19 protein-coding genes are annotated in these 23913 nt (G+C 53.7%); 10 read left to right on the plus strand and 9 right to left on the minus strand.

What is annotated here, in order from left to right; translation table 11 throughout:
* Positions 1-17 precede the first annotated feature (17 nt).
* The 4 genes from K365_RS0102280 to K365_RS26315 all read right to left on the minus strand — a co-directional run bounded on the left by K365_RS0102280 (position 18) and on the right by K365_RS26315 (position 3853).
* Positions 18-1091, minus strand: a complete 1074-nt coding sequence (locus K365_RS0102280; protein ID WP_006964296.1) for a uroporphyrinogen decarboxylase/cobalamine-independent methonine synthase family protein — start codon at positions 1089-1091, stop codon at positions 18-20.
* Between the two features lie 97 nt (positions 1092-1188).
* Positions 1189-2181 (minus strand): universal stress protein, encoded by a 993-nt coding sequence (locus K365_RS0102285; protein WP_024333336.1) that lies wholly within the window; start codon positions 2179-2181, stop codon positions 1189-1191.
* Between the two features lie 77 nt (positions 2182-2258).
* Complete coding sequence (locus K365_RS0102290) at positions 2259-3047, minus strand: DUF2279 domain-containing protein (RefSeq protein ID WP_029724876.1); 789 nt, start codon at positions 3045-3047, stop codon at positions 2259-2261.
* A 14-nt stretch (positions 3048-3061) separates the two neighbouring features.
* Entirely contained in the window at positions 3062-3853 is a 792-nt protein-coding gene (locus K365_RS26315; protein ID WP_024333338.1) for a YkgJ family cysteine cluster protein, read from the minus strand.
* Between the two features lie 234 nt (positions 3854-4087).
* Between K365_RS26315 and K365_RS0102300 the strand changes: the two genes are divergently transcribed.
* The 9 genes from K365_RS0102300 (at position 4088) to K365_RS0102340 (ending at position 18280) form a co-directional block, all read left to right on the plus strand.
* Positions 4088-6448, plus strand: a complete 2361-nt coding sequence (locus K365_RS0102300; RefSeq protein ID WP_024333339.1) for a TolC family protein — start codon at positions 4088-4090, stop codon at positions 6446-6448.
* Positions 6449-6463: 15 nt separating this feature from the next.
* Positions 6464-7615: an efflux RND transporter periplasmic adaptor subunit gene (locus K365_RS0102305; protein ID WP_024333340.1), complete on the plus strand. Its 1152-nt coding sequence runs from the start codon at positions 6464-6466 to the stop codon at positions 7613-7615.
* 8 nt (positions 7616-7623) lie between these two features.
* Positions 7624-10719: an efflux RND transporter permease subunit gene (locus K365_RS0102310; protein WP_006964290.1), complete on the plus strand. Its 3096-nt coding sequence runs from the start codon at positions 7624-7626 to the stop codon at positions 10717-10719.
* Positions 10716-11615, plus strand: coding sequence for a sugar phosphate isomerase/epimerase family protein (locus tag K365_RS0102315; protein ID WP_006964289.1), 900 nt, complete (start codon positions 10716-10718; stop codon positions 11613-11615). Before K365_RS0102310 ends, K365_RS0102315 begins: the two co-directional genes overlap by 4 nt.
* A 71-nt stretch (positions 11616-11686) precedes the next feature.
* Positions 11687-13267 carry an ATP-binding protein gene (locus tag K365_RS0102320; protein ID WP_024333341.1) on the plus strand — a complete coding sequence of 527 codons (1581 nt, stop codon included), beginning with the start codon at positions 11687-11689 and terminating at the stop codon, positions 13265-13267.
* The gene (locus tag K365_RS0102325; RefSeq protein WP_029724879.1) at positions 13254-14609 is read left to right on the plus strand and encodes a sigma-54-dependent transcriptional regulator; all 1356 of its coding nucleotides are present in this window, start codon (positions 13254-13256) and stop codon (positions 14607-14609) included. Before K365_RS0102320 ends, K365_RS0102325 begins: the two co-directional genes overlap by 14 nt.
* 303 nt (positions 14610-14912) lie before the next feature.
* Positions 14913-15194, plus strand: a complete 282-nt coding sequence (locus K365_RS0102330; protein WP_006964284.1) for a DUF997 family protein — start codon at positions 14913-14915, stop codon at positions 15192-15194.
* Positions 15191-16684 (plus strand): sodium:solute symporter family protein, encoded by a 1494-nt coding sequence (locus K365_RS0102335; protein ID WP_006964283.1) that lies wholly within the window; start codon positions 15191-15193, stop codon positions 16682-16684. The genes K365_RS0102330 and K365_RS0102335 overlap by 4 nt, the downstream gene beginning before the upstream one ends.
* 21 nt (positions 16685-16705) lie before the next feature.
* On the plus strand, positions 16706-18280 hold the full coding sequence (locus K365_RS0102340) for a benzoate-CoA ligase family protein (protein ID WP_024333342.1): 1575 nt from the start codon (positions 16706-16708) through the stop codon (positions 18278-18280).
* A 145-nt stretch (positions 18281-18425) separates the two neighbouring features.
* Here K365_RS0102340 and K365_RS0102345 read toward each other — a convergent pair whose 3' ends face one another.
* Positions 18426-19649 carry an aminotransferase class I/II-fold pyridoxal phosphate-dependent enzyme gene (locus K365_RS0102345; RefSeq protein ID WP_245569126.1) on the minus strand — a complete coding sequence of 408 codons (1224 nt, stop codon included), beginning with the start codon at positions 19647-19649 and terminating at the stop codon, positions 18426-18428.
* Between the two features lie 153 nt (positions 19650-19802).
* On the opposite strand from K365_RS0102345, the gene K365_RS0102350 reads away from it, so the two are divergent.
* Positions 19803-20288 (plus strand): Lrp/AsnC family transcriptional regulator, encoded by a 486-nt coding sequence (locus K365_RS0102350; RefSeq protein ID WP_006964280.1) that lies wholly within the window; start codon positions 19803-19805, stop codon positions 20286-20288.
* 6 nt (positions 20289-20294) lie between these two features.
* Here the strand turns inward: K365_RS0102350 and K365_RS0102355 are convergent, their stop codons facing one another.
* The 4 genes from K365_RS0102355 to K365_RS0102370 are packed head-to-tail and all read right to left on the minus strand — an operon-like array spanning position 20295 to position 23907.
* Positions 20295-21770, minus strand: a complete 1476-nt coding sequence (locus K365_RS0102355) for an FAD-binding oxidoreductase (RefSeq protein ID WP_024333344.1) — start codon at positions 21768-21770, stop codon at positions 20295-20297.
* Positions 21771-21783: 13 nt separating this feature from the next.
* Positions 21784-22464, minus strand: coding sequence for an amino acid ABC transporter permease (locus K365_RS0102360; protein ID WP_024333345.1), 681 nt, complete (start codon positions 22462-22464; stop codon positions 21784-21786).
* Entirely contained in the window at positions 22461-23243 is a 783-nt protein-coding gene (locus K365_RS0102365) for an amino acid ABC transporter ATP-binding protein (protein WP_006964277.1), read from the minus strand. The genes K365_RS0102360 and K365_RS0102365 overlap by 4 nt, the downstream gene beginning before the upstream one ends.
* Before the next feature lie 22 nt (positions 23244-23265).
* Positions 23266-23907, minus strand: a complete 642-nt coding sequence (locus K365_RS0102370; protein ID WP_029724883.1) for an amino acid ABC transporter permease — start codon at positions 23905-23907, stop codon at positions 23266-23268.
* Positions 23908-23913: the final 6 nt, after the last annotated feature.

A 23913-nucleotide genomic window follows, 5' to 3' on the forward strand; every position in this document is an offset into this window, starting at 1 on the left:
ATACCCGGGGATGAGCGCTAGGCGTTTTGCCGGGCCCGGATTTTTTCAGACACGGCTTTGGTCAGTTCCAGCACCCTTGTAGCCGATGCCGGGTCCAAAGAGCCGGTGCCGCAGCTGGGGGTCACAAAAGACTGGGCGATGATCTTCTCTTCGGGGATTCCAAGGGCAGCGACCTGCCGGATCTGGCCGGCCAGTTTTTCAGTCAATCCGTCACTGGTCTGTTGAGCGATCAGATCGGCATCTCCTGTGGGCACAATGCCCCATGCCAGGATGCCGCCTTTGCCCAGAAATTTTTTGATGGCCTGGGGATATAAAATAAAATTGTCAAAATAGGAAAACGCATCAAAAGAGATGATGTCGATGGTGCTGTCCAGCAGCAGGTCCCATTCCGTGTTGGCGCACACATGAACCCCGGTCAGGCCGTTTTCCGCATGGATCTCCTGGGCGATCTCATCGATGCAGCCCTGGACATCGGCCCGGGTGATGGTGATGTAGGCAGAGGTGCCGAACCCGGCCAGAGCCGGCTCATCCAGAAAAACAATGGGGGTGGCGCCTCGTCTGGCAAACTCTTTTGCCTGCCATCTGGCATTCATGGCCAGGCGTTTCACGGCCGCATCCCGCAGCTGGTCATTGTAGAAAATATCCCGCTCCGCTTCATCTTTGACCGCCGTACAAAACGTGACAGGGCCGGTAACCTGGCCTTTGAGCGCTTCAAACCGGCCGGGATCTTTGTCCACCCGTTCCAGGAAATGGAAAAATCCTTTGCCGGTCAGAGGGGTAAAAGCGAATCGGGATGCCTGAAAATCCGCGTCCGGTTCTGACAAAATGAGATAGTCTTCAAAAAACTGGATAAATTCTTCGTCAAACTGCGGGGTCTTTGTGTCGATAAACCAGGTATCCTCTTTTTCCGCTACGCCGGGAAGCCCGTACATGAATTGACGGACCATTCCTTCTTCCTTGAATTTGGGCAGCTGGACCCACAGAGGCACCTCCGGGGTGTGGGCAAACACCAGATCCAGGGCGTTGGCATGATCGTCCAGCGGCAGGCTGCCGATGAGAAGGGGAAGTCCGTTGGGGGTAAAACTAGGCATGATATAACTCCTTTAGATATACATATATGTTCATTTGTTGTTATGTTTTCAATACAGATATATCATGCCTGTCGTCAAAATAACATGTTTTTTTTATTCAGGTGTCGGTATCGGTCTGCCGGACCGCCAGAACCGGGCAGCCTGACCGGCTGATCACCCGCTCCGTGGTGGATCCCACCAGGAATTTTTCCAGCAGGCTGTGGCCCCTGACCCCTAAAACGATTAAGTCCACCTGGTTTTTTTCGGCAAATGTCAGCAGTTCCTGGTACGGTTCTCCTTCCAGTACAGCTGTCACAGGTGTGCACCAGTGACGACTTTCTTCAGGCACCATCCGGGCCAGCTGCCGTTCCAGTCTTTCCCGCAGCGCATCATGTCGCTGTGCATCCGGATCATTGGCCTGCCGGGTGAGCCCTAAGTAATCGGACCGGTTCCAGCCCAGATAATCCCCTTCCTGAACCTTGATATAGTCGGCACTGGAAAATTCCACATGTTCCGTGGGCCGGACCACATGGGCCAAAAACAGCTGGGTTTCAAACTCCTGGGCCAGGCTCAGGCCGTACTGAAACGCCAGACTGGAATCCGGGGAAAAATCGCATCCCACCAGAATCCGGTTCAACAGTTTTTTCCGATCCCCGGGCAGGACGTCCGGCTCTGCCTTGCCGTGGAGTACCAGCACGGGACAGGACAGGGTTTTCACCAGCCGGTCCGTGACCGATCCCACCAGAAACCGTTTCACGCCCGATCCGCCGTGGGTGGCAGCCACCACCATGTCCACGCCGGTCTCTTCCGCGATCCGGGTCAGCTCATCTGCCGGATGCCCCGTGGTGACCATGGTGTCACAGTCCATGTCCAGGGTTTTGCCAATGTCTTCCAGCCGGGATGCCGCATCCTGCCGCCGTTCCGCCTCGATTTTTTCAGACGCGATATAGGCCTGTCCGGCAGAGGACATCAGCACCATGTTGGATACCACATGGCACAGGGTGAGATGTGCCTCAAATTCTTTGGCCAATGCCTGCCCATAGGACAGGGTTAGATTGGTGAATTCACTGAAATCAACCGCGCACATGATTTTTTTGGGTATGATTCTCATGACAGCCTCCTTGGTCAATATGGGAATTATAAAAAAGAGTATACCGTTTTTTTTTCACTCGGCAAAGGGAATATGTGTTACAGCGATTTGTCCAGTTCAATATAGGAATAAGGCACCTGGATGAACCGGGTCAGGGTGGACAGCCTGTTCAGGGAAAAGCCGTTTAGTATCCGGGAAAGGTTCACACCGATACCGGCATAAAGCGTCCGCTCCGGGGTGCCATGGGATGAAAATCCCCGGGCGTAATATCCCAGGTGCAGTTCCAGGTATTTGAACAGCGGATGGGTGACCTGCTCAAAACCGTCCAGCTTGAGGGCCACCAGAAATTTCTGGCGTTCATAGTCGGTGAACACATCGGCCGTATCAAAACGGGGCCGGTACTCGATTCTGAAATCGATTTTTTTGTCCAGTTCCGGCCGGGAACCGATAAAATAGGCAGCCGCACATCCTAAGGCATTCATGGTAAAATCCTCATAGGAAAACCCGTAATCTGAAAAAGAATCTCCCAATTCCATTCCGTTCATCATGGCAAAAGCGGACAAAGCCCCCAGTTTAAGGCCCTGACGCGGGGAATATCCCCAGTTTTCATAAGTGTGTCCCAGAAAATGGGACAGGGCATAGCTGGTATAAAAATGCCCCAGTTTGTCCGCACCCCCCTCTTTGGTATTGCCGGCAAACCAGCCTTCTTTTTTTGCGGACGGGGCGGTTGAAAAATAATCCCAGTTGGCAATCCCCCACCCGGTGATCACGGCCAGGCCGGCGGCATTGGCATACACTACCTTTTTCTCTTTAGGGATCTGTTGCCAGTCGAATCCGGATGCAGTGACTGGAAAGACAAACAGACAGAGGATGACCAGATATCGCATACTGTTTCTCCGGGTCATGGGTTCCTGGAAACGGGCGGTTCGGTTGGGGCGGCAAACCGTCCGCAGCATCCGGTCATGGCGGCGTGTTTGGCGGTAAAGGGGTATTGCCGGCAGACCTCGGGCTTGATGGGGTGGATGGTGCACATAAACCGGTCGGCATGATCCGGGCAGGGTGCAAGCCAGGGACAGGTCCGGGCGGTTTCTCCGGTGTCCGGATCCACCCAGATCCGGTATGTCGGGCCTGAATCGCCTGCCGAAATGTTTCGGGTTTGGACCCAGGTCAGGATGTCGGTTCGTCCGCTTTCCCGCCAGCGCCGGACATCGGATTCCTCGCACCCGGTTTCATAATCCAGGGTGCGGCAGCATTCTCCGCACTGGCGGCAGATGAACCGGTCCATCTGTGCATGGGTCCGGATGCCGGAAATGGTGCCGGTGCGGTCAGGTCCGGCAATGGTGTGTGTCTGAAACACCTGCCGGCAGATATCGGCCAGGGTATTGAGGTCCGGGGGATCGGTTTCCAGGACATGAATCAGGTAGAATCCCAGGTGATGATCCTCTACCGGATCAAAGGTGGTTCCCCGCAGTACCGACACCCCGCTCCAATTTTCGTTTCGGGCCGTGATCCGGCACTGCTTTCCCAGAATCAGGGGAGCGATACGTCTGAACAGATCCGGTTGGGGGCCGTAAGCCTGAAAGTCCAGGGCAACGGCATCCACGGCCTGGGCCGGGGTCAAAAAAATCCAGTGCGGATCGCCGGCCGCTGAAATTTGATCTGGGCGGTGTTTTTGAAAGTATTTCCGGGTCATGGCTTCTCCTTTGAAGATTGCCTGAACCTGTAGGGTAACCCTATCGTTTTTAAAATTGTCTGGCAAGAGGTATGCACCAAAAAAATTTGTTGTCGGGGTTTTGAAAAATGATTTGATCCCGGTTGAATGCCGGGGCAAGTTTTTAATTTAATTTATTGTCGGCATACGGTTAAATATGATAGGGTTTCGCAAATTTTTAGTCAGGCATTGAATAAAAAATGAAACATGTGAGTTATGAACATTAAATATGTTGTGGCAGCGGCTGTGGCCGGATTTCTTTTTTTACTGCCTGCCGTGTCGCCGGCCAAACCCCGGGTGGCGGTCATCAGCGAGGTGGGGGAAAACAATAATTTTCAAGACCGGATGATCAATGAGATAAATGTGCTGATGGACGGCCGGGGAGGGGTTGATTTCCTGCGCCAAAAAATCGATCCCCTTGTTTCGGGAGAGGGTGAAAAAATCCTTTCCACCCTGATGGAAGATGATGCCATTGACTGCATCATCGGAATGGGATATGCCGTATCAGCCATGATCACCGATCTGATGCAGTTTCAAAAACCCGTGATCGCTGCCGGGGTTCTGGACCGCAGCCTCCAGGGCCTTCCTATCACAGCCGAGAATACCAGCGGGGTCAAAAATTTCAATTACCTTCAATCCACCTTTAATGTAAAAAAAGATCTGACGGTTTTTAAATCCCTGTATGACTACACCCACTTATGTGTGCTGCTTCCCGTACTTCAGCCCTCCATGTCACGCTCTGTGCGGCGCTATCTGGAACTAACCGTGCAGTCCGTGGCACCGCAGTCAACGCTTTCGATTATTGAAATCGATCCCGGATCCATGACAAAAAATATTCCGAAAATTCCTCTGGATGTGGATGCCGTGTATCTGCTGCCGCTGTTTCCCCAAAACCAGGACCATCGGATGGCCCCGGTCATCCAAGAGATCAACGACCGGAAATTGCCTTCATTCGCTTTGATGGGAGAAAAACATGTCCGCATGGGTGCCATGGCCGCCATTGCGCCGGATCATAATTTAGAGGCATTATCCCGGCGGCTTGCCATCAATGTGCTGGAAATCCTTGAAGGACAGGATCCCGGCACCCTGCCCGTATCCGCTACCACATATACGGACAATTTTGTGATCAATGTGGAAACCCTGGAAAAAATCGATTATTTTCCCGCCTGGGCCGCCCTGGAAGATGTCCGGCTTTTGAACATGGATAAACGCAGCCAGGATTTGACCCTGCAACTCAAGGAAGTGATTATCGAGGCCCTGGAGCGGAATCTGGATCTTCTGGCGGTCCGGACCGATACCCTGATTCAGGAGGCGGAATCCGGCAAGGCGGACGCGGCCCTTCTGCCCCAGGTCAGTTTGTCCGCAGACCTGACCCGTATCGATGAAAACCGGGTCGATGTGGCCCAGACCCATCCGGCCCGGTCCACCCTGGCTGCCTCAACCCACGTGAAACAGGTTGTTTTTTCCGATGATGTGCTGGCCAATCGTGCCATTCAGAGAATTATGATTGAATCCCAGCAGTACCAGGAAAAGGCGATGACCCTGGACACGGTTGTGACGGCAGCCCATGCCTATATAAACCTGCTGTTTGCCATGAGTACCCACACCATTCAGAGCGATAACCTGGATGTGACCCGGAAAAACCTTGAAATTGCGTTAACCAAGGCGGCAGTGGGGTCTGTGGATGCATCCGAGGTCAGCCGGTGGGAAAGTGAGAAAGCTGCCAACCAGATCCGGTTCAATGATGCATTCCGGGATTTGCAGCTGGCACGCATGAACCTGAACCGGGTCCTGGACCGGCCCATCACCCGGAAGTTCACCCTGGCGGACATCGGACCGGACAAGGGCATTGAACTGATGATTACGGATCCAAACGTTTACCGGTTGCTGGAAAATGTCAAACAGGCCCGGCGGTTCAGTGATTTCCTGATTGCCGAAGCAGACCGGAACCTGCCTGAACTCAAACAGATCCAGGCAAATATCCGTTCTCAAAAACGGCAGGTGCTGAACCGAAAACGGGCATTGTTTCTGCCGGATATCAGTTTGCAGGGATCAGTGGACAAAGTGCTGGGGGAGTATGATGCCCGGCAGAAAACCCCGTCGGATCTTGATCATCCCTGGTCCATCTCCTTGACGGCATCCTGGCCGATTTTTACCGGTGGTGCCCATAAAAAAGACCTGGCCCAGAGCCGGTATCGGCTCGACCGCCTGCACATGGAAGAAAAAAATCTGCGCAACCGGTTTTATCTTGATGTCAGGTCCAGCATGGAGACCGCCACCGTGTCGGCCCGGGAAATCGCGTTGTCGGAAAAGCGGCTTGCCGCGGCACAAATAAGTTTTGAAATTGTCCAAGCCGGGTATGCCGAAGGGCGAAATTCTGTCACAGATCTCATCGATGCCCAGAATGACAAGGTCAGCAGTGAACATGCCGCGGCATCGGCAAAATATCAGTTTGTCCTGGATTTTTTGGAAATGGAACGGGCCATCGGACGGTTCTATTTTCTGGATTCTCTGGATGAAAAACAGGCGTTTCTCGACCGGCTGCATCATTTTATGGCAACCACCCAGAGCCAATAACCACAGGAAACAATCATGAAACAGATGGTATTCACCGTTCTGACCTGCTTAAGTCTGATTTCCGCCGGATGCGGTGGAAATGACGTGACGGAAGCGGATAAGGAAATGCCGGTCCGGCCGGTCCGGTACATCGAACTGGAAACAAGGACTCAGACCTTAAGCCAGCGCTTTACGGGGACGGCCGCGGCCGACCGCCAGGCGATACTCAGTTTCAAGGTGGCCGGCACCATTACCAGCATTCCCGTCAACTTAGGAGACCGGGTAACCACGGGGACTCTGCTGGCCCGGCTGGATGAAACCGATTTCAAGATTGACCTGGCATCAGCCCGGGCCGGTCTCAAATCGGCTCAGGCTGATGCCAAGTCCGCCCAGACCCGTGTTTACACCACCCGGTCAAATTATGACCGGATCCAGAAACTCTATGAAAACGACAGTGTGTCTTTGAGTGAATTCGAGCAGGCCCGGGGCGATTATGAAACCGCTCTGGCCCAGCGCCAGGCAGCACAATCCAAAATCACCATGGAAATCAGCAAGCTTCGGGCCGCTGAAAATCAATTGTTGTACACCCGCTTGCTTGCGCCTTTTGACGGCGTTGTCAACAATATTGCCGTGGATGAAAATGAGGAAATATCCCCGGGAAGCCCGGTAATGACCCTCAGTAATCTGGGCAAGATGGAGGTCAAACTGGAAGTTTCAGACCGCTACATTGCCGATATCCGGACCGGCATGCCTTGCCGTATCACCTTTCCCGCCCTGGTCCGGGAAACGTTTTCCGGCCGGGTGACTGAAGTGTCCTACGGCAGCACGGACAAACCGACCTATCCCGTCACTGTGGCCGTCCTGTCCGAAGATGACCGACTGCGGCCGGGCATGGCCGCCGAGGTCCGGCTGGATTTCGGCGGCACCCCGGAACAGACCGGTCTTTACATGCCGCCGGACGGGGTGGGAGAAGAACAGGGCCGGCCGTTTGTCTTTGTTCTTGAAAAAGGTCCGGACAGCCGGTGGATGGCCCGGAAACAGATTATTGCACTGGGCCCTCTCACGGAAGAAGGCTTTCTGGTGAAAACCGGGCTGACCCCGGGGGACCGCGTGGCCGTCTCCGGACTTCAGCTGCTTTTGGACGGCATGGCCGTGACCCTGATGGACGATGCCATCAACGACTGGTAACCTGACCCATGAATCTGACCGCATTTGCCATCAATAAAAATCGTATTTCATTGAGCCTGCTGGGGATTGTGATCCTGCTGGGGCTTTCCATGTATCAGGGCCTTCCCAGGGACAGCATGCCGCCCTATGTGGTGCGGGTGGCCACGATTGTCTCAAGTTTCCCGGGTGCCAACCCCCAGCGGGTGGAACTGCTGGTGAGCAAGAATATCGAGGAAGAGGTCCAGGAAATTCCTGAAGTCAAAACCGTCACATCCCAGTCCCGCACGGGTCTTTCCGTTGTTTCCGTCACCCTTAAGGATGCGGTCAAACCGGCGGATCTTCAGGCGATCTGGGATAAACTGCGGCGAAATCTGGACAACATGACCAGTCTGCCCGAAGGCGTGGTTCCTGATCTGCAAGACGATGATGTGGGCGTGGTTTACGGGATCAACATCGGGCTGATATCCGACGGGTTTTCCTATGCACAGATGGAGGATGTGGCCAAACGGATCAAAGACGATCTGATCGCACTGCCGGATTCGGCCAAAGTGGCGCTGAGCGGGGTTCAGGATCAGCAGGTGGTGGTGGAGTTCGACCCGCCCCGGCTCAGTGAATACGGCCTGACCGTGGAAAAACTCAGGCAGATTATCCGGGAGACCAATATCCTGGATTCCGGGGGTGAAATCAATGTGGGGGACAAACGGCTGATCCTTGAACCCACCGGCAATTTCGATGATATCGAAGCGTTGAAAAAAACGATCATTCCCGTGGGTGACCAGGGGGAAGTGGTGTATCTGGACTCCATTACCCAGATCAGAAAAACCTATAAAACCCCGGCCACGGCACTGGTGCGGGTCAATGGTAAAAAAGCGGTTTCTCTGGCCGTTTCCCTCAAAAAACAAGCCAATATCATCAACCTGGGAAAAATGGTGGATGAAAAAATTGCTGAATACAACCGCCGTTTGCCCCTGGGCCTGGAAGTGGTCCGCCTGGCATCTTTGGACAGGTATGTCGAGAAATCCATTGAGGATTTCGTGGGGAACCTGTATCAGAGTATTGCCATCGTCATGGCAGTGATGCTGATTTTCCTGGGGCTGCGCACCGGCCTGGTGGTTGCCGGCCTGATTCCTCTGGTCACCGTCATGACCCTGCTGCTCATGGGCGTGATTCACATGGGGCTGAACCAGGTGACGCTGGCGGCTCTGATCATGGCCCTGGGAATGATGGTGGACAACGCCATTGTCATCTCCGAATCCATTATCGTGAAAATGGAATCTGGCCGGGACCGGATGACCGCAGCCGTGGAAACCTGCAAGGAACTGATGGTGCCTTTGCTCATCTCCACACTGACCACGGCGGCGGCTTTTCTGTCCTTTTATCTGGCGGAATCCGCCATGGGTGATATCATGGGACCGCTTTTCGTGGTCATCTCCTTTGCCCTGATATCTTCCTGGCTCATCAGCCTGACCATTATTCCGCTGCTGGCCTATTATCTGATCAGAATTAAGCAGAAAAAAACGGATAAATTCTCTGTGTTTGATTATCTGAACAAAGGCTATATTTTTGTTTTAAGACAGGTCCTGAAATGGAAACGCGTGTTTGTTGTGTTCATGGTGGCGGTCTTTTTCGTTTCTTTGATCGGTTTCGGGATACTGCCTTTTATTTTCTTTCCGGACAGTGACCGGAACATGATCACCATGGATATCAACCTGCCTTTGGGTACGAAAATCGAAAAAACCGCCGCCGTGGTCCAGGCGATTGAGACCTATATTAGTTCCGATTTAAAAACAGGCCCTGAAAAAAACAAAGGCATCACGGACTGGTCCTCTTTCATCGGAGAGGGACCCCAGTCGTATGATCTGGGCTATTCACCGGATGAAGCCAATTCCAGCTATGCGCATATTCTGATCAATACCAGCAGCGGTGAGGACAACGGATGGATTATCCAGCACCTGGATGATTTCTGCTTCAATACCTTTCCCGAAGCAGACATCAAAGTGTCTTTGCTGGGGCAGGGCGGCGGTGGAACCCCCGTGGAAATCCGCATTTTCGGAACAGACCAGGATATGCTCTATGCCCTTGGTACCCAAACCAAAGAGGCTTTGGGACAGATTGCCGGCACCAAAAATATTATGGATGACTGGGGTCCCAAATTATTGAAATTTATCATAGATATTGATGCGAACAAGGCCAGAAAATCCGGTGTGACCCATGAGGATATCGCCATCAGTCTCCAGACCGGGTTATCCGGTTTCCAGGCCGGTACTTTCCGGGAAGGCCAGGACAGCCTGCCCATTCTCATGCGCAGCCGGAATTTTTCCTCCCAGACCCTTCAGGATCTGGAAAATACCAATGTGTTTGTCCAGTCCACGGGCAAGGCAGTGCCCTTGAGCCAGGTGGCCCGGATCAAGCCCCAATGGGATTATGCCAAGATCATGCATTACGATCTTTCCCGGAGTATCACGGTCACCAGTGAGCTCAGGCCAGGCAGCACGGCCAGAGAGGTCACGGCAGATATCCAGGCCTGGCTGGACGATCAATCCAGAGACTGGCCCTCAGGCTATCGGTATGAACTGGGAGGGGATGCGGAAAATACCCAGGAAAACATGGCGGCCGTGACCCGGTATCTGCCCCTGTCCGGATGTATTATTCTGTTTCTCCTGATTTTTCAGTTCAATTCCATGCGAAAGACCTTTATGGTGCTCACCACCATTCCCTTAGGGATTATCGGGGTGGTCATCGGTCTGATCGCTTTCCGGTCCTACTTCGGGTTCATGGCGTTTCTGGGGGTGATTTCTCTGGCCGGTATCGTGATCAACAATGCCATTGTGCTCATCGACCGGATCGATATTGAACAAAGCGAACTCAACCGGGCCCCGGCCCAGGCCGTGGTGGAGGCCTGCCGCCAGCGGTTCAGACCCATTTTGCTCACCACACTGACAACCGTTTTGGGGCTCATCCCCCTGTATCTGGGGGGTGGAAACATGTGGCAGCCCATGGCCGTATCCATCATGACGGGCCTGCTTTTCGGCACCACGATCACGCTGCTGTTCATCCCGGCACTTTACAGCATTCTGTACAAGGTCGATGCAACCAAACAAAACTCAGAAAGAGGCATATCATGAAGAAAAGAATGAAACTGGGACTTCACACCTATACCCTTCATTTGTGGGGCCTGGGACAGAACTGGGGGATTCAGGCCGATCCCCGACCCAAGGAAATCGATCTGTTTCAGCTCATGGACCTGGCTGTGGAATGGGGTTTGGACGGGCTGCACATCACGGGGTGCGATCTGGAAACCAAGGACGATGCCCGCCTGGCAGCAGTCAGAGACGCCGCTCAGGATCACGGCCTGTATCTGGAGTACAATTTTTCCCGAAATGAGGAATTTGATCCCCGGCTCACCGACACCCTGGAAAAAGGGATCGATATTACCCATAAAATCGGGGCCGACCTGGCCAAGTTGAGCCTGGATATCCGTCGGCCCCGGCCTTTGTACGGTTCCTGTTTCCACCCCAAAGTCATGCGGCAGCTGTGTGATGTTCATGAAGAAATCCTTGCCGTCCTGCCGGTGCTGGAAAAAAACGGCATCAAACTGGCCGTGGAAAATCATACGGAAACCTTTGCCGATGAGATCCTCTGGGTGATCCATCAGGTGAACCATCCCCTGGTGGGGGCGTGTGTGGACACAGTGAATTCCATGGGGGTTTTGGAAAATCCGGAACAGGCCGTGGAAAAACTGGCCCCTTATGCTTTCTGCAACCATTTCTGCGATCATAAGCTGACCCGGGACCAGTTCGGCATCCGGTTCCACGGGGTGGCCTTGGGCGACGGAGATATCGACTGTGTCAAAACCCTTCAGATCATCTGTGACCAGTCGCCCACGGACCGCATCACCTTTGAGATCGAATGGGATATGGGGGAAGATTCCCTGGAGGTGGCCCGGGAAAAAGAGATGGCTGCCTGTAAAAAAAGCATTCAGTATGCCAGAAAAATACTGAAAATCGGCCGGCCCGTTTGAAGATTTGACGAACCGCATCCGACCTGCTATGAAAAGGCAGCTTCTTCCTTTAACCTGAAAAAGAGGGTGCCATGACAAAAGATGCACCGGTGAAAACGGTCCCGGATTACAATTTGACCGGTTTCAGACTGGATGCGCTGCTTGAGCGGCATCGGGAACGGATTATTCGTGAGTGGCGGGACCGGCTGTTTAAAGACGTGTCTGACAACTATGCCGCCAGGAATCCGGATGAGCTGGGCAAAACCACAGCCCGGGCCTATGATGCGTTTTTTCATGTGCTGGCTGAAAATGACTACACCGCCATTAACCGATTCATCAACGAAATTACCAGTATCCGGCTGGAATCGGGATTTCCCCTGGACGATGTGCAAAAAGCGTTCGAGCTTTTCAGAATACTCATTGTCCCGGTGCTGGTGGAAGAATCCCCCAAAGCATGTCTGTGCCGCCACATCGAACAGGTGAATACCTGCCTGGCTTATACCATTCACCGGTTTTCCAACCATTTTCAGAAAATGCATGAAACCTGTCTCAAGGAATACGCAGACCGGCTGGAACAGGATGTGGCGGCCCGAACGGCCCAGTTGAAAGAATCTGAGCACAAATACAAAACCCTGGTGGAAGAGATCAGTGACGGGTATCTGGTGCTGGAAGGCGAAAGGATCGCATTTGTCAACCCGGCGTTCTGCCAGATGCATGGGATTGACGTCCCCGAAGAGATCTTGATGACATCGTTTTTAAGCCTGGTTCATAAAAAAGATCAGACCGCCTTGCGAAAGCGGGTGATCCGGAATCCATTGGACAGCACGGTTCCGGCGGTGTTTGAATACCGGCGCCTGCGCAGGGACGGTCGGGCTCTGCCCACGGAAATGGGGTGCCGGCCGTCCCGGTTCGAGGGCCGGGAATACACCTTGTGCATTGTCCGGGATATCACCCGGCGGGTGAAGCTGGAGAAAAAAAGCCGGCAGATGGAACGCATGGCCTATATCGGTCAGATCACGGCATCGTTGTCCCATGAAATCCGCAACCCGTTGTCCTCCATCAAGATGAACCTGCAGATCCTGGGACAGAACAACGGGTTCGCCGGCAACGACGAAAAGCGGCTTCAGATTACCCAGACCGAGATTCAGCGGTTGGAAACGATTCTCCAGCAGCTGCTGGATTTTGCCAAACCGATTTCTTTGGCCCCGGGTCCCGTGAATGTCAATGATGTGGTGAATTTCTGCGTAAACCTGCTGGATGTGAAATTTCGCAAAATTCAGGCGTCATGCCGGGTCGATCTGGATTCATCCCTTCCGGATATCACGGCGGATAAGGCGAAAATCGAACAGGTGGTGATCAATCTTTTGCTCAATGCCCTGGATTCGATCCGTCCGGCAGGAAATGTCTTTGTTTGCACCGGGGTTCAAACGCAGAACCGGAAAACGTTTGTCTCCATCCGGGTGTCGGATGATGGCGACGGAATTCCCCCGGAGCTGATTCCCCATATATTCGAGCCTTTTTATACCACCAAAATGAAAGGAACGGGACTGGGTCTGGCCAATGTCAAACAGATGGTTCAGGCCCATGATGGATTTGTCCATGTGAAAGCTGGAAAAACGTGCGGCACCGTATTTGAGGTGTGTCTGCCCTGTGAAGGAGATGTCCGTGGCTGACCTGCTCATTGTGGACGATGAATCCACCATTCTGGAATCCATTTCCATGTTCATGGCGGAAAAAGGCCATGCCGTTCATACGGCTGCCACGGTTAAACAGGCTTTGGAACTGTTTGAAAAGACAAATCCCCAGGTGGTGATCCTGGATATTCGTCTCACGGACGGGTCCGGACTGGACGCGCTCAGACAAATGAAGGCGGTCAATCCCCTGGCAAGGATCATCATGATTACGGCGTTCCAGGACATGGAAACCACCATTGAAGCCATGAAACTGGGGGCATACGATTATATCCACAAGCCCCTGGATGCCGTGGAACTGGACAATACCGTGGCCCAGGCCATTGAGAGTCTGGAACAGGACCGGAAACACACGGAGTTTTCCGAAGGACCGGCCGGATTTGACCGGGGAGTGATCGTGGGCAGCAGCCGGGTCATGAAAGATGTGTTCAAGATGATCGGCATGCTCTGCCAGAACCGGGCCACGGCCCTGATTACGGGTGAGACGGGTACGGGCAAGGAGCTGGTGAGCCGGCGGATTCATTTGAGCAGCCCGGACAAAGACAAGCCCTTTATCACCTTTGACTGTTCCGCTGTGGTCAATACCCTTTTGGAAAGCGAGTTGTTCGGCCATGAAAAAGGCGCGTTCACCGGAGCTGTGACCCAGCGTCCCGGGAAAATCGAGCTGGCAGGGGACGGGACCCTGTTTCTGGACGAGGTGGGGGAACTGCCGTTGAACCTGCAGGCCAAACTGCTGGGGTTTCTGGAAAGAAAAGAGTACATGCGGGTGGGGGGATGCAGCAACCTGACTTCCCGGTGCCGGATCATTGCGGCCACCAACCAGGATCTGGACCAAATGGTCAAGGAAAAAAAATTCCGGGCCGATCTGTACTACCGGCTCAAGGTGGTCACCATCACCCTGCCTTCTTTGAAGGACCGGCTGTCGGATATCCCGCTGCTGGTGGATCATTTTATCCGCAAATGTGCCCATGATCTGGGAGTCAAACCCATGCAGCTTCAGGATGGATGTATTGAGCGGCTTAAATCACATGCCTGGACCGGTAATGTCCGGGAACTGGAAAATGTGATTATTTCCGCGGCCATCCGGTCCCGGGGCAATGTGATTCTGGTGGAAACCCTGGATGCGCTGCTGTCAGGCACCGCGCCACAGGTGAGCCGGTATCCGGCATCCCAGTCTCTGGCCCAGGTGGAGAAACGGCATATCCAGGCCGTGCTGGCATCGGTTCAGTGGAACAAGACCCGGGCCTCCCGGATTTTGAAAATCTCCCTGCCCACCCTGCGAAAAAAAATACATAAATATCAGTTGTCACCCAATTCCGGATGAAAGAAACGTTCTAGTCTGCAACGTTTCTTTCTGTTTTTGTATCCCTTTTTTTTGTTTCGTCGGCCGTCGCCAAAACCACATCGCCGGTAATCACCGGGTGTTTCAGTTATAATGCAGCCGTATTGTAATCATGGCACATGAATTGCTCTTGTCTATTTAGATAAATGATTTAATGCAGCGCACAAGACACACAACACCCATTAAGAAACACATCCGGGTTTCAAAAAGCCCGGGTTGAAAAGCAGGCGGTTTCATAAATATTTTAATTTTTTCGCGCCAAAAGCGCAAAAGGAGGAAACGCACATGTCCGCACAAGCGAACAAACGAAAAAACCTGGGTTTCTTAATCGTGTTTGTTGTACTCACTGTTCTGTGCTGGTGCCCCATCGGCTATGGCCGGTACGGCGAGGTGGATCTGATCATGGGAATGCCTTCCTGGGCATTTGTTCTACTTCTGATCGGGGCGCTGCTGTTCATTCTTGAATGGGTCTATCTGTTCAAAACCGATCTGGCGCTGTATGACAGGGATGTGGCGGAAATCGTGGATGCTTTGAAAAAAATTGATATGGAGGACACCCGCTCATGATTGCTGTCATTATTATCACCAGCTTATGTTTCGTATCCGTGTTCATCAGTTATGTGGCGTTTCGCAAGGGATTCACCAAAAGTGCGGATGATTATTTTGTGGCCGGCTCCAGCCTGGGATATTTTGTGCTGATTTTCAGTCTTCTGGCCTCGTTTTTAAGCGCGTTCTCCATGTTCGGGATGTCCAGTTTCGGATATCGCCTGGGGTATGGGTCTTTGTATGTGCTCACGGCCAACCTGGTGCCTCTGGGGTTTTTATGGTATTTCATGCACAAAAAGACCTTTCTTTTAGGCCGGGCCAGAAAATGGATGACCATGGGGGCCCCGTTTGGTGAACGGTACGGCACTCCCATGAAAATCATTCTGGTGCTGGTGGTGCTCGTGGCTTCCGTTCCCTATGTCGTCGCCCAGATCCAGGGGATCGGTGTGATGCTGGAAGCCATGAGCGACGGGATCATCTCCTTTCGTTTAGGCCTGTTTTTCGTGCCGTTTTTCATCGCCATCTATTTGATGATGGGAGGCATGAAAGGGGCGGCCTGGGTCAATGCCATCCAGGGGGTGTTTTTTTCGATCATGGTGTTTGTGCTGTTTTTCTTCGTGATGATGAAAAACGGGGGATTTGTGCCCACCATGGAGCTGGTCATGGCCAAGCATCCCAACCTGTTTCAGATCGGCTGGGCCGGGGGCAAGGTGTGGAGCTATCCCATGATTTTCGGCATGGCATCGGCCATGGCTCTGGGATGTGTGTGTTTTCCCCAGCCTTATATGCATGCCTATTCCAGCCGGTCGGTCCGGGGGTTGAAAGCCATGTTTCTGTCCTTTGGCGGTATCTGCCTGTTTGTCATCACCATGCCCACACTCATCGGGGTTGCCGGCAATGTCATTGTGCCGGGACTCAAAGGGGTGGAAGCGGATAAAATTTACGGGCTGGTGGCTGCCGCCACCATGCCGGACTGGCTGGCGGCCCTGGCTGTGGCCGGCGGATTCACTGCGGCCATGTCCACAGTGAACGGTCTGGTTTTCGGCAATGCCGTCAACCTGTCTTTGGATGTGGTCAAAACCATACGGCCCCAGACCCAGCCTGCCGAATACATCACCCTGGCAAGGATTTTTGTAGCCATCATCATGGCCGTCTGTGTGTGGATCGCCTGGAATCCCACCACCCCCGTGGCGGAACTGTCCGTCATCGCTTTTGGGACCGTGGCTGTGACGTTTTTTGCCCTGTGGGGGGCCTACTACTGGAAACGCGCCACAGCCACGGGGGCGATTCTGTCCACACTGGCCGGTGTTTTTATGAATGTATTATTCTTTGTTATAGGGGGCAAGAACATGGTGCTCTTCCCCCAGAAGTTCATGTTCCAGCTGAATGGATTTCTGGCATCATTCATTATCGCCGGTATCGTATTTTTTGTCGCATCGTGGTTGACCAAACCCGGCAAAATCGAAGAAAAAAGTTTGAAACTTTTTTTCCATCCGATGTTGGAAAAATAATTATTTAGGAGGAAGTGATTTATGGAACTCGAATATCTTGGAATGGAAAGATTTAATGCAGCCGATTATTTTCTGGACCGTAACATCCGGGAAGGCAGAGAAGACAAGATCGCCGTGGTGTGTGAAGACCGGAAACTGACCTATGGAGAATTGACAAAGCAAGCCAACCGGTTCGGCAACGCCCTGGTGTCGTCGGGTGTCCGCATGGAAAACCGGGTGGCCCTGCTGATGCTGGACATGGAACTGTACCCGGCCGCGTTTCTGGGAGCGATTAAAACCGGGGCCGTCCCCATCTGTTTAAACACCCTGATGCGGCCCAAGGATTACCTGTATTTTTTAAATGACAGCCGGGCCCGGGTCCTGGTGGTGGACGAATCCCTGTATTTCAACATCGAGGAAGTCAAATCCGAGCTTATGTTTCTGGAAAAGATCGTGGTGGTGAACACACAGGGTGAAAAACCGGGGACCGTGTCTTATGAACAATTTGTCCAAGGACAGCCCGATACCCTTGACCCGGCACCCACGGGTCCGGATGATGCCTGTTTCTGGCTGTACAGCTCCGGCTCCACGGGCAAACCCAAAGGCACGGTGCATTTGCAGCATGACATGCTGTTTTCTGTGGAAACCTATGGCAAACAAGTGCTTAAAATCCGGGAAGATGATGTGTGTTTTTCTGCGGCCAAGATGTTTTTCGCCTATGGCCTGGGCAACAGTCTGTATTTTCCCTTCAGCGCCGGGGCCACCACCGTGCTGATGCCGGACCGTCCCACGCCGCAAACCGTGTTTGATACCATTGCCCGGTACAAACCCACCCTGTATTTCGGGGTCCCCACCCTTTACGGGGCCATGCTGGCCCAGGATGAGGGCAGCATGGACGGAGTCCGGCTGTGCACCTCTGCGGGCGAAGCCTTGCCGGCCCATCTGTTCAAACGGTGGAAAGAACGGTTTAACGTGGATATCCTGGACGGCATCGGATCCACGGAAGTCAGCCATATCTATATCTCCAACCGGGTGGAAGACATCCGGCCCGGTTCCACGGGCCAGCTGGTACCCGGATACGAAGCAAGGGTTGTGGATGATCAGCTCAATGACCTGCCGAAAGGCGAGATCGGTACCGTGCTGATCAAAGGCGACAGCACGGCCGCTTATTACTGGAACAAGCATGAAAAAACCAAGGAAGCCATGCTCGGAGACTGGTTCAATACGGATGACAAGTTTTTTGTTGATGAGGACGGATTTTTCTATTATGTGGGCCGATCCAACGATATGCTCAAAGTGGGCGGCATCTGGGTGTCTCCCATTGAAGTGGAAGCCTGTCTTATCGGTCATCCGGCCGTGCTGGAATGCGCCGTGGTCCCGGGCAGAGACGATGAAAACCTGGTGAAACCCAGCGCCTACATCGTGTTGAATAAGGGATTTGAGGAATCACCGGAACTGGAAAAAGAGATCAAATCCTATGTGAAAAAAGAGCTGGCCCACTACAAGTTCCCCCGGTGGATCAATTTTGTGGACGAGCTGCCCAAAACCGCCACAGGCAAGGTCAAGCGGTTTGAGCTCAAGGGAAAGGAAGATGACCGGACCCGACTGGCCAGTTAACAGCAGGCCGGCCGGGTCTGCGTGACCCGTTCATCATCCCTGAAGCAGCCCCCGGTGCCCGGCACGACCTCCGCCGGGCAAGGGGGTATCCAGGACCCCGACCCCGTCCGAGAAACCTGACGGCAATCATGGGGTCCTTTTTTTGTTAAACGCCCAACACTTTTTTGACGGCCCGTTCCATCTGCGCCATGCGGGTATCGAGATCTCCTGTAAATCCTAAAGCAATCCTGAGAAGTCCGGAGGACAGTCCCATTTTCTGCTGATCTTCCATCTTGATTTCAGACGATGTGGAGGAGCCGGAACAGCTGATCAGGGTATCAAAATAGCCTAAAGAAACGGCGATCATGCCAAAAGACTCTTGGTTCTGAAGCACGTCCATGAGTTTTTCCGCCTTTTCCCTGGTTCCGCAGTCCAGGGCCAGGATACCGCCCAGGCCGTATCCTTCATTGGCCAGCGCTTTCGCCTTTTCATATTGAGGGTGATCCGGCAGTCCCGGATAGACAACCCGGATCCCCATCTCTTTGAGCATTTTAGCCATGGCGGCGCCTCTTCTGCTGTGTTCGCGCATCCGGATGGGCAGATGGGGGATCCGCTGCATCACATCAAAGGCCACCCGGGGATCCATGGTCGGCCCGAGCAGCATGACCCTTCCCGTGTGCAGATCCATCAATTCATGAATAAAAGATTTGTCCGCGCATACAGCGCCTGCAATCAGATCACTTGCCCCATTGATATATTTGGTCAACGAATAGACAACGATATCAGCACCTAAAATTTTGGGACTGAAAATCAATGGAGAAAAGGTATTGTCTACGACCAGTTTGCTGCCTTGTTTGCGGGCAATTTCCGCAAGGGCAGGGATATCGGCAATCTTGAGAGTCGGATTCCCCATGGTCTCCGTATAGATCACTTTTGTTTTTTCAGTGACGGCGGCCTTTACCGCTTCAATATCCGTGATATCAACAAAGGTCGTCTTGATATTCATCTGGGGAAGCAGGGATTCAAACAGGGCATGGGTCCCGCCGTAAATCGTTTCACTGGCCACGATGTGATCTCCGCTGTAACATGTCTGGAGAATGGTACAGGAAATGGCAGACATGCCGCTGGCTGTACAGACAGCCGCTTCCGTTCCTTCCATGGCCGCAAGGTATCGGGCCAGGACATCGACAGTGGGATTGAAATGACGACTGTACAGGAAGCACCCGCCCTGTTCAGGCCCTTTCAGGCCGTTGAAAATTTCCGGCATCGTCCCCGGATGCATGACCGTAAACGTGGCGGATCTTGAAATGGATGGCACAACGCCGCCGTGTTCTCCGAATTCCCTGCGGGCATTGAGCAGCGCCTTTTCGGGGTTGTAAGTTGTCATCATAACCTCCTTTGAAGGATATGGATAAATATTGAAATGTTTAAATTATTGTACTTAAACGTACCAGTTATCCCGTGAAATGTCCTTGCTTTTATCCCCGGAATCAGGGTAATAATTAGAAGATTCTTTTAAATTATATCAATCAGGAGAAATATTTTGCCTACTGACGTACACCTTGATCAGACAGACGGCACCATGCTTGATTTGCTGCAAAAAGATGGGCGGGCATCCAACGTCACACTGGCAGGCCGGCTTAATTTAAGCGAAAGTCCCTGCTGGCGCCGCCAGAAACGCCTGGAAGAAAACGGGTTTATCAAAGGATACCATGCCCATCTGGACCGCAGGCGTTTGGGGTTTGGTGTGGTCGCCTTTGTACAGATCAGTTTCTCGATACACAGAGATGACTCTGTGATAGACTTTGAACAGGCGGTTCAGGATATCCCCGAGGTCCTTTTCTGCCACAACATTTCAGGCGAGTCGGATTATTTGCTTCAAATTGTTACCAGAAGCCTGGAATCTTATGAAAAATTATCGAGAAACGTTATTCGGAGACTACCCGGTGTGACGTCAGTTAAAACAAGCTTTTCATTAAAGGAAATAAAGCATTCAACCCAGTTGCCCATCTCAGATATTCAACGGTGAATGAATTCATATGATTCCCGGCGGGTAAACACCATTCGCTGCATCAGGGTTTCCAGGCTGGTGATCATGGGTGGGAAAAATTTTGCCGGGATTGAGAATGCCGCTGGGATCCAGCATCTTTTTTAATTGCAGGGCCAGGTCCAGGGTGTCGTCATCCAGGTTGACGCTTAAGTATTCTTTTTTGGCCAGGCCGATGCCGTGTTCAGCGGCAATCCGCCCGCCCAGGACTTTTGTCAGGGAAAATATCTGATGTGTGACTTCCCCGGCCCGTTGGGGGGACAAAGGACCTGCTGCTTCTGAGACACTCAAATGGATATTGCCGTCGGCAAAATGCCCGAAAGACAGAATCCGCAAGTTTTGTTTGAGTGCCAGGGCCGCCAGTTTTTCCAGCATGTCCGGGATGGAGGCCGGGGGCACGGCAATGTCCTCTTCCAGCCAGTGGGTGCAAAGTCCTGCCAGGGCCCCGTGGATGCTGCGGCGGACCTCCCAGAGCTGTTCCCGCTCAGCCGGATTCCGGGCAGAATGAATCCCGGTGGCTCCGCACTGACCGCATATCTGCCGGACCGTTGCCGCCTCCTTTGCCACGGCATCTTCATCCCCGTCCAGTTCGATGAGCAGCATGGCCCCGGTGTCCGGAGAGATCAGCGATGCCACAGGATCAGACAGGCCGGTTTTTCGGACCGCTTGAAGGCAGAACCGGTCAATGAATTCCAGGGTGCAGGGCGTTACCCCGGTTTTGAGCAGCATGGGCACCACCTGGCCGGCGGCCTGGATGTCCGGAAAACTCACGGCCAGGGTTTTGATGGTTTTGGGCAAAGGCACCAGCCGCACAATGGCTTGGGTGATCACCCCTAAGGTGCCTTCCGATCCCACAAACAGTTCGGTCATGGAATATCCCACCACATCCTTGATGCATTTGGATCCCAGCGTGACCCGCCGTCCGTCCGGAAGCACCACCTCCAGGCCCAGGACATACTGCTTGGTGACCCCGTACTTGGCGGCCCTCATGCCTCCGGCATTTTCTGCGATATTGCCGCCGATGGTGGAGAAACCGGCACTGGCCGGATCCGGCGGATAAAACAGCCCTTTTTTTTCCACAGCCTTCTGGAGAGTGCCCGTGATCACCCCGGTTTCCACGGTGGCGCACAGGTTATCCGTATCGATCTCCAGAATCCGGTTCATTCGTTCCAGCACCAGGACAATGCCGCCCATGGCGGGCACGGCCCCGCCCGTGAGGCCGGACCCGGCGCCTCTGGGCACCACGGGAATCCGCCGGGCCGCAGCATATTGCATCACGTTGCAGACATCGTCCGGAGTATGGGCGAACACCACGGCCAGAGGCACGGCCCGGTCTCCGCCGGCGTCAAAAGCATAGGTCCACCGGTCTTCCAGGGCGAACAGGCACTGGTCCGGTCCCAGCAGGGCTGTAAGATCCTGCCGCATCTGGTTTGATGTTTTTGAAGTGTTTGAAAAGGCGGTCATGATTCAGTCGCCATCACCGTCCTTCCACGCCGGAATCCAGCCCCGGGACCGCCAGTTTTTTCTGGATGCCGTGCAGAATCAGGCTCAGTATGCCCACCAGCACCAGGTAGATCAGGGCCACCAGCACATAGGTCTGGATGGGGGTAAAATTCTGGCTGGACAGGATTTTGGCTTTGTTCATGAGATCCGGGACGGCAATGAGAAACACGATGGCCGTATATTTCACCATGGCGATGAGTTCATTGGACCAGGCCGGGATCACCAGGCGCAGGGCCTGGGGTAAAATGATATGCCGGATCCCCTGGAACTGGCTCATGCCGATGCCCCGGGCCGCCTGCATCTGTCCTTTGGACACCGCCTGGATGGCGCCTCTGAAATATTCACACTGATACGCCCCGGAGTTGCACCCCAGGGTGATAAAGGCGGCAGCCATGCGGGAAAAGGACAGCCCGACTTCGGGCAGTCCGTAATATACCACAAACAGCTGCACCAGCAGGGGCGTGCCTCTGAATACCGTCAGATATGCTGAGCAGACGGGCTGGATCAGTTTCGGGCCATATACCCGCAGCAAAGCCAGGGGTAACCCGATGGCCAGGCCGATGGCCAGAGCCCCGGCAGTCAAATGAAGGGTGACCACGGTTCCCTGCATCAGTTCCGGCAGGGCCATGACGGCATATGCGATAAATTCCTTCATGGGGTGTCTGGTTCCAGGTTCCCGGAGGGTGGTTCCGCTTTTCCCGTGGTGATGATGGATAAAAATTTTTGGGTGCGTTCGGATTCGGGACGGGTGAACAGCCGGTCTGGCGGTCCCTGTTCCTCGATCCGGCCGTTTTCCATGAAAATGACCCGGTCCGCCGCTTCCCTGGCAAATCCCATTTCATGGGACACAATAATCATGGTCATGCCTTCAGCCGCCAGTTTCTGCATCACAGCCAGCACCTCACCCGTGAGTTCCGGGTCCAGGGCCGAGGTGGGTTCGTCAAACAGCATGACTTTGGGGTCCATGCCCAGAGCTCTGGCAATGCCCACCCGCTGCTTCTGCCCCCCGGACAGCTGGGATGGGTATTTGTGCCGGTGATCCGCCATGCCCACCCGGGACAGTTCGGTCATGGCTTTTTTTTCCGCATCCTTTGCCGGCATGCCCAGCACTTTGGTCATGCCGATGGTCACGTTGCCCAGCACGGTGAGATGGTTGAACAGGTTGAACTCCTGGAACACCATGCCCATCTGGCGGCGGACCGTATCTTCGTTCATACCGGAAGCCGTGATTTCCTGATCTTCCAGAAAGATGCGGCCGGATGTGGGCCTGTGCAGCAGGTTCAGGCACTGGAGCAGGGTGCTTTTTCCCGTGCCGCTGCTGCCGATGATCACAATGACTTCAGACGGGTTGACATCAAAACTGACATCCCTGACCACGGGGGTGGCACCAAAGGATTTGTGCAGGTTTTCGATTTTCAAAACAGGTCGGATCATTTTCCAGGCTCCCGGGGAAGAATTAAAATTGGACGGCAAACCGTTTTTCAACCGCTTCCAGCAACTTGCTCAATGTCAGGGTCAAAAGGATGTAAAAACAGGCTGCCGTGCCGAATGCCAGCAGCGGCTCCATGGTGCTGGCACTGGCATACTGGGCTCTTCGCATCAGTTCCGGCACGCCGATGACAAATACGAGAGAGGAATCTTTCAGCACCAGGGTCACTTCGTTGATCAGTGAAGGAATGGACACCCGGAACGCCTGGGGCAGGATAATGCACCGGATGGCTTTGGCCCGGGACATGCCGATGCCCCGGGCCGCCGTCATCTGTCCCCGGGGCACGGATAGAATCGCGCCTCTGAAAATTTCGGTCTGGTATGCCCCGCTGGCAAACCCTAAGGCAATGGCTCCGGACATGAACGGGGACAGGTCGATGAACGCGGAAATCACAAAAAACAGAATAAAGATGATCACCACCACGGGCACGGCCCGCACCACGATGCTGTAGGAAACTGCCAGGCCTTTGACCACAGGGTTGCCATATACCCGGAACACGGCCATCAGGGCACCGATACATCCGCCCAGGCCCAGGGCGATGAGCGTGACCGAGACGGTGACGCCCAGGCCCGGCAGCAGAAACTGCAGCATGGTGAAAAATGGTGTCATGCGTTT

This window comes from Desulfotignum balticum DSM 7044 (assembly GCF_000421285.1).
GTDB classification, from domain to species: domain Bacteria; phylum Desulfobacterota; class Desulfobacteria; order Desulfobacterales; family Desulfobacteraceae; genus Desulfotignum; species Desulfotignum balticum.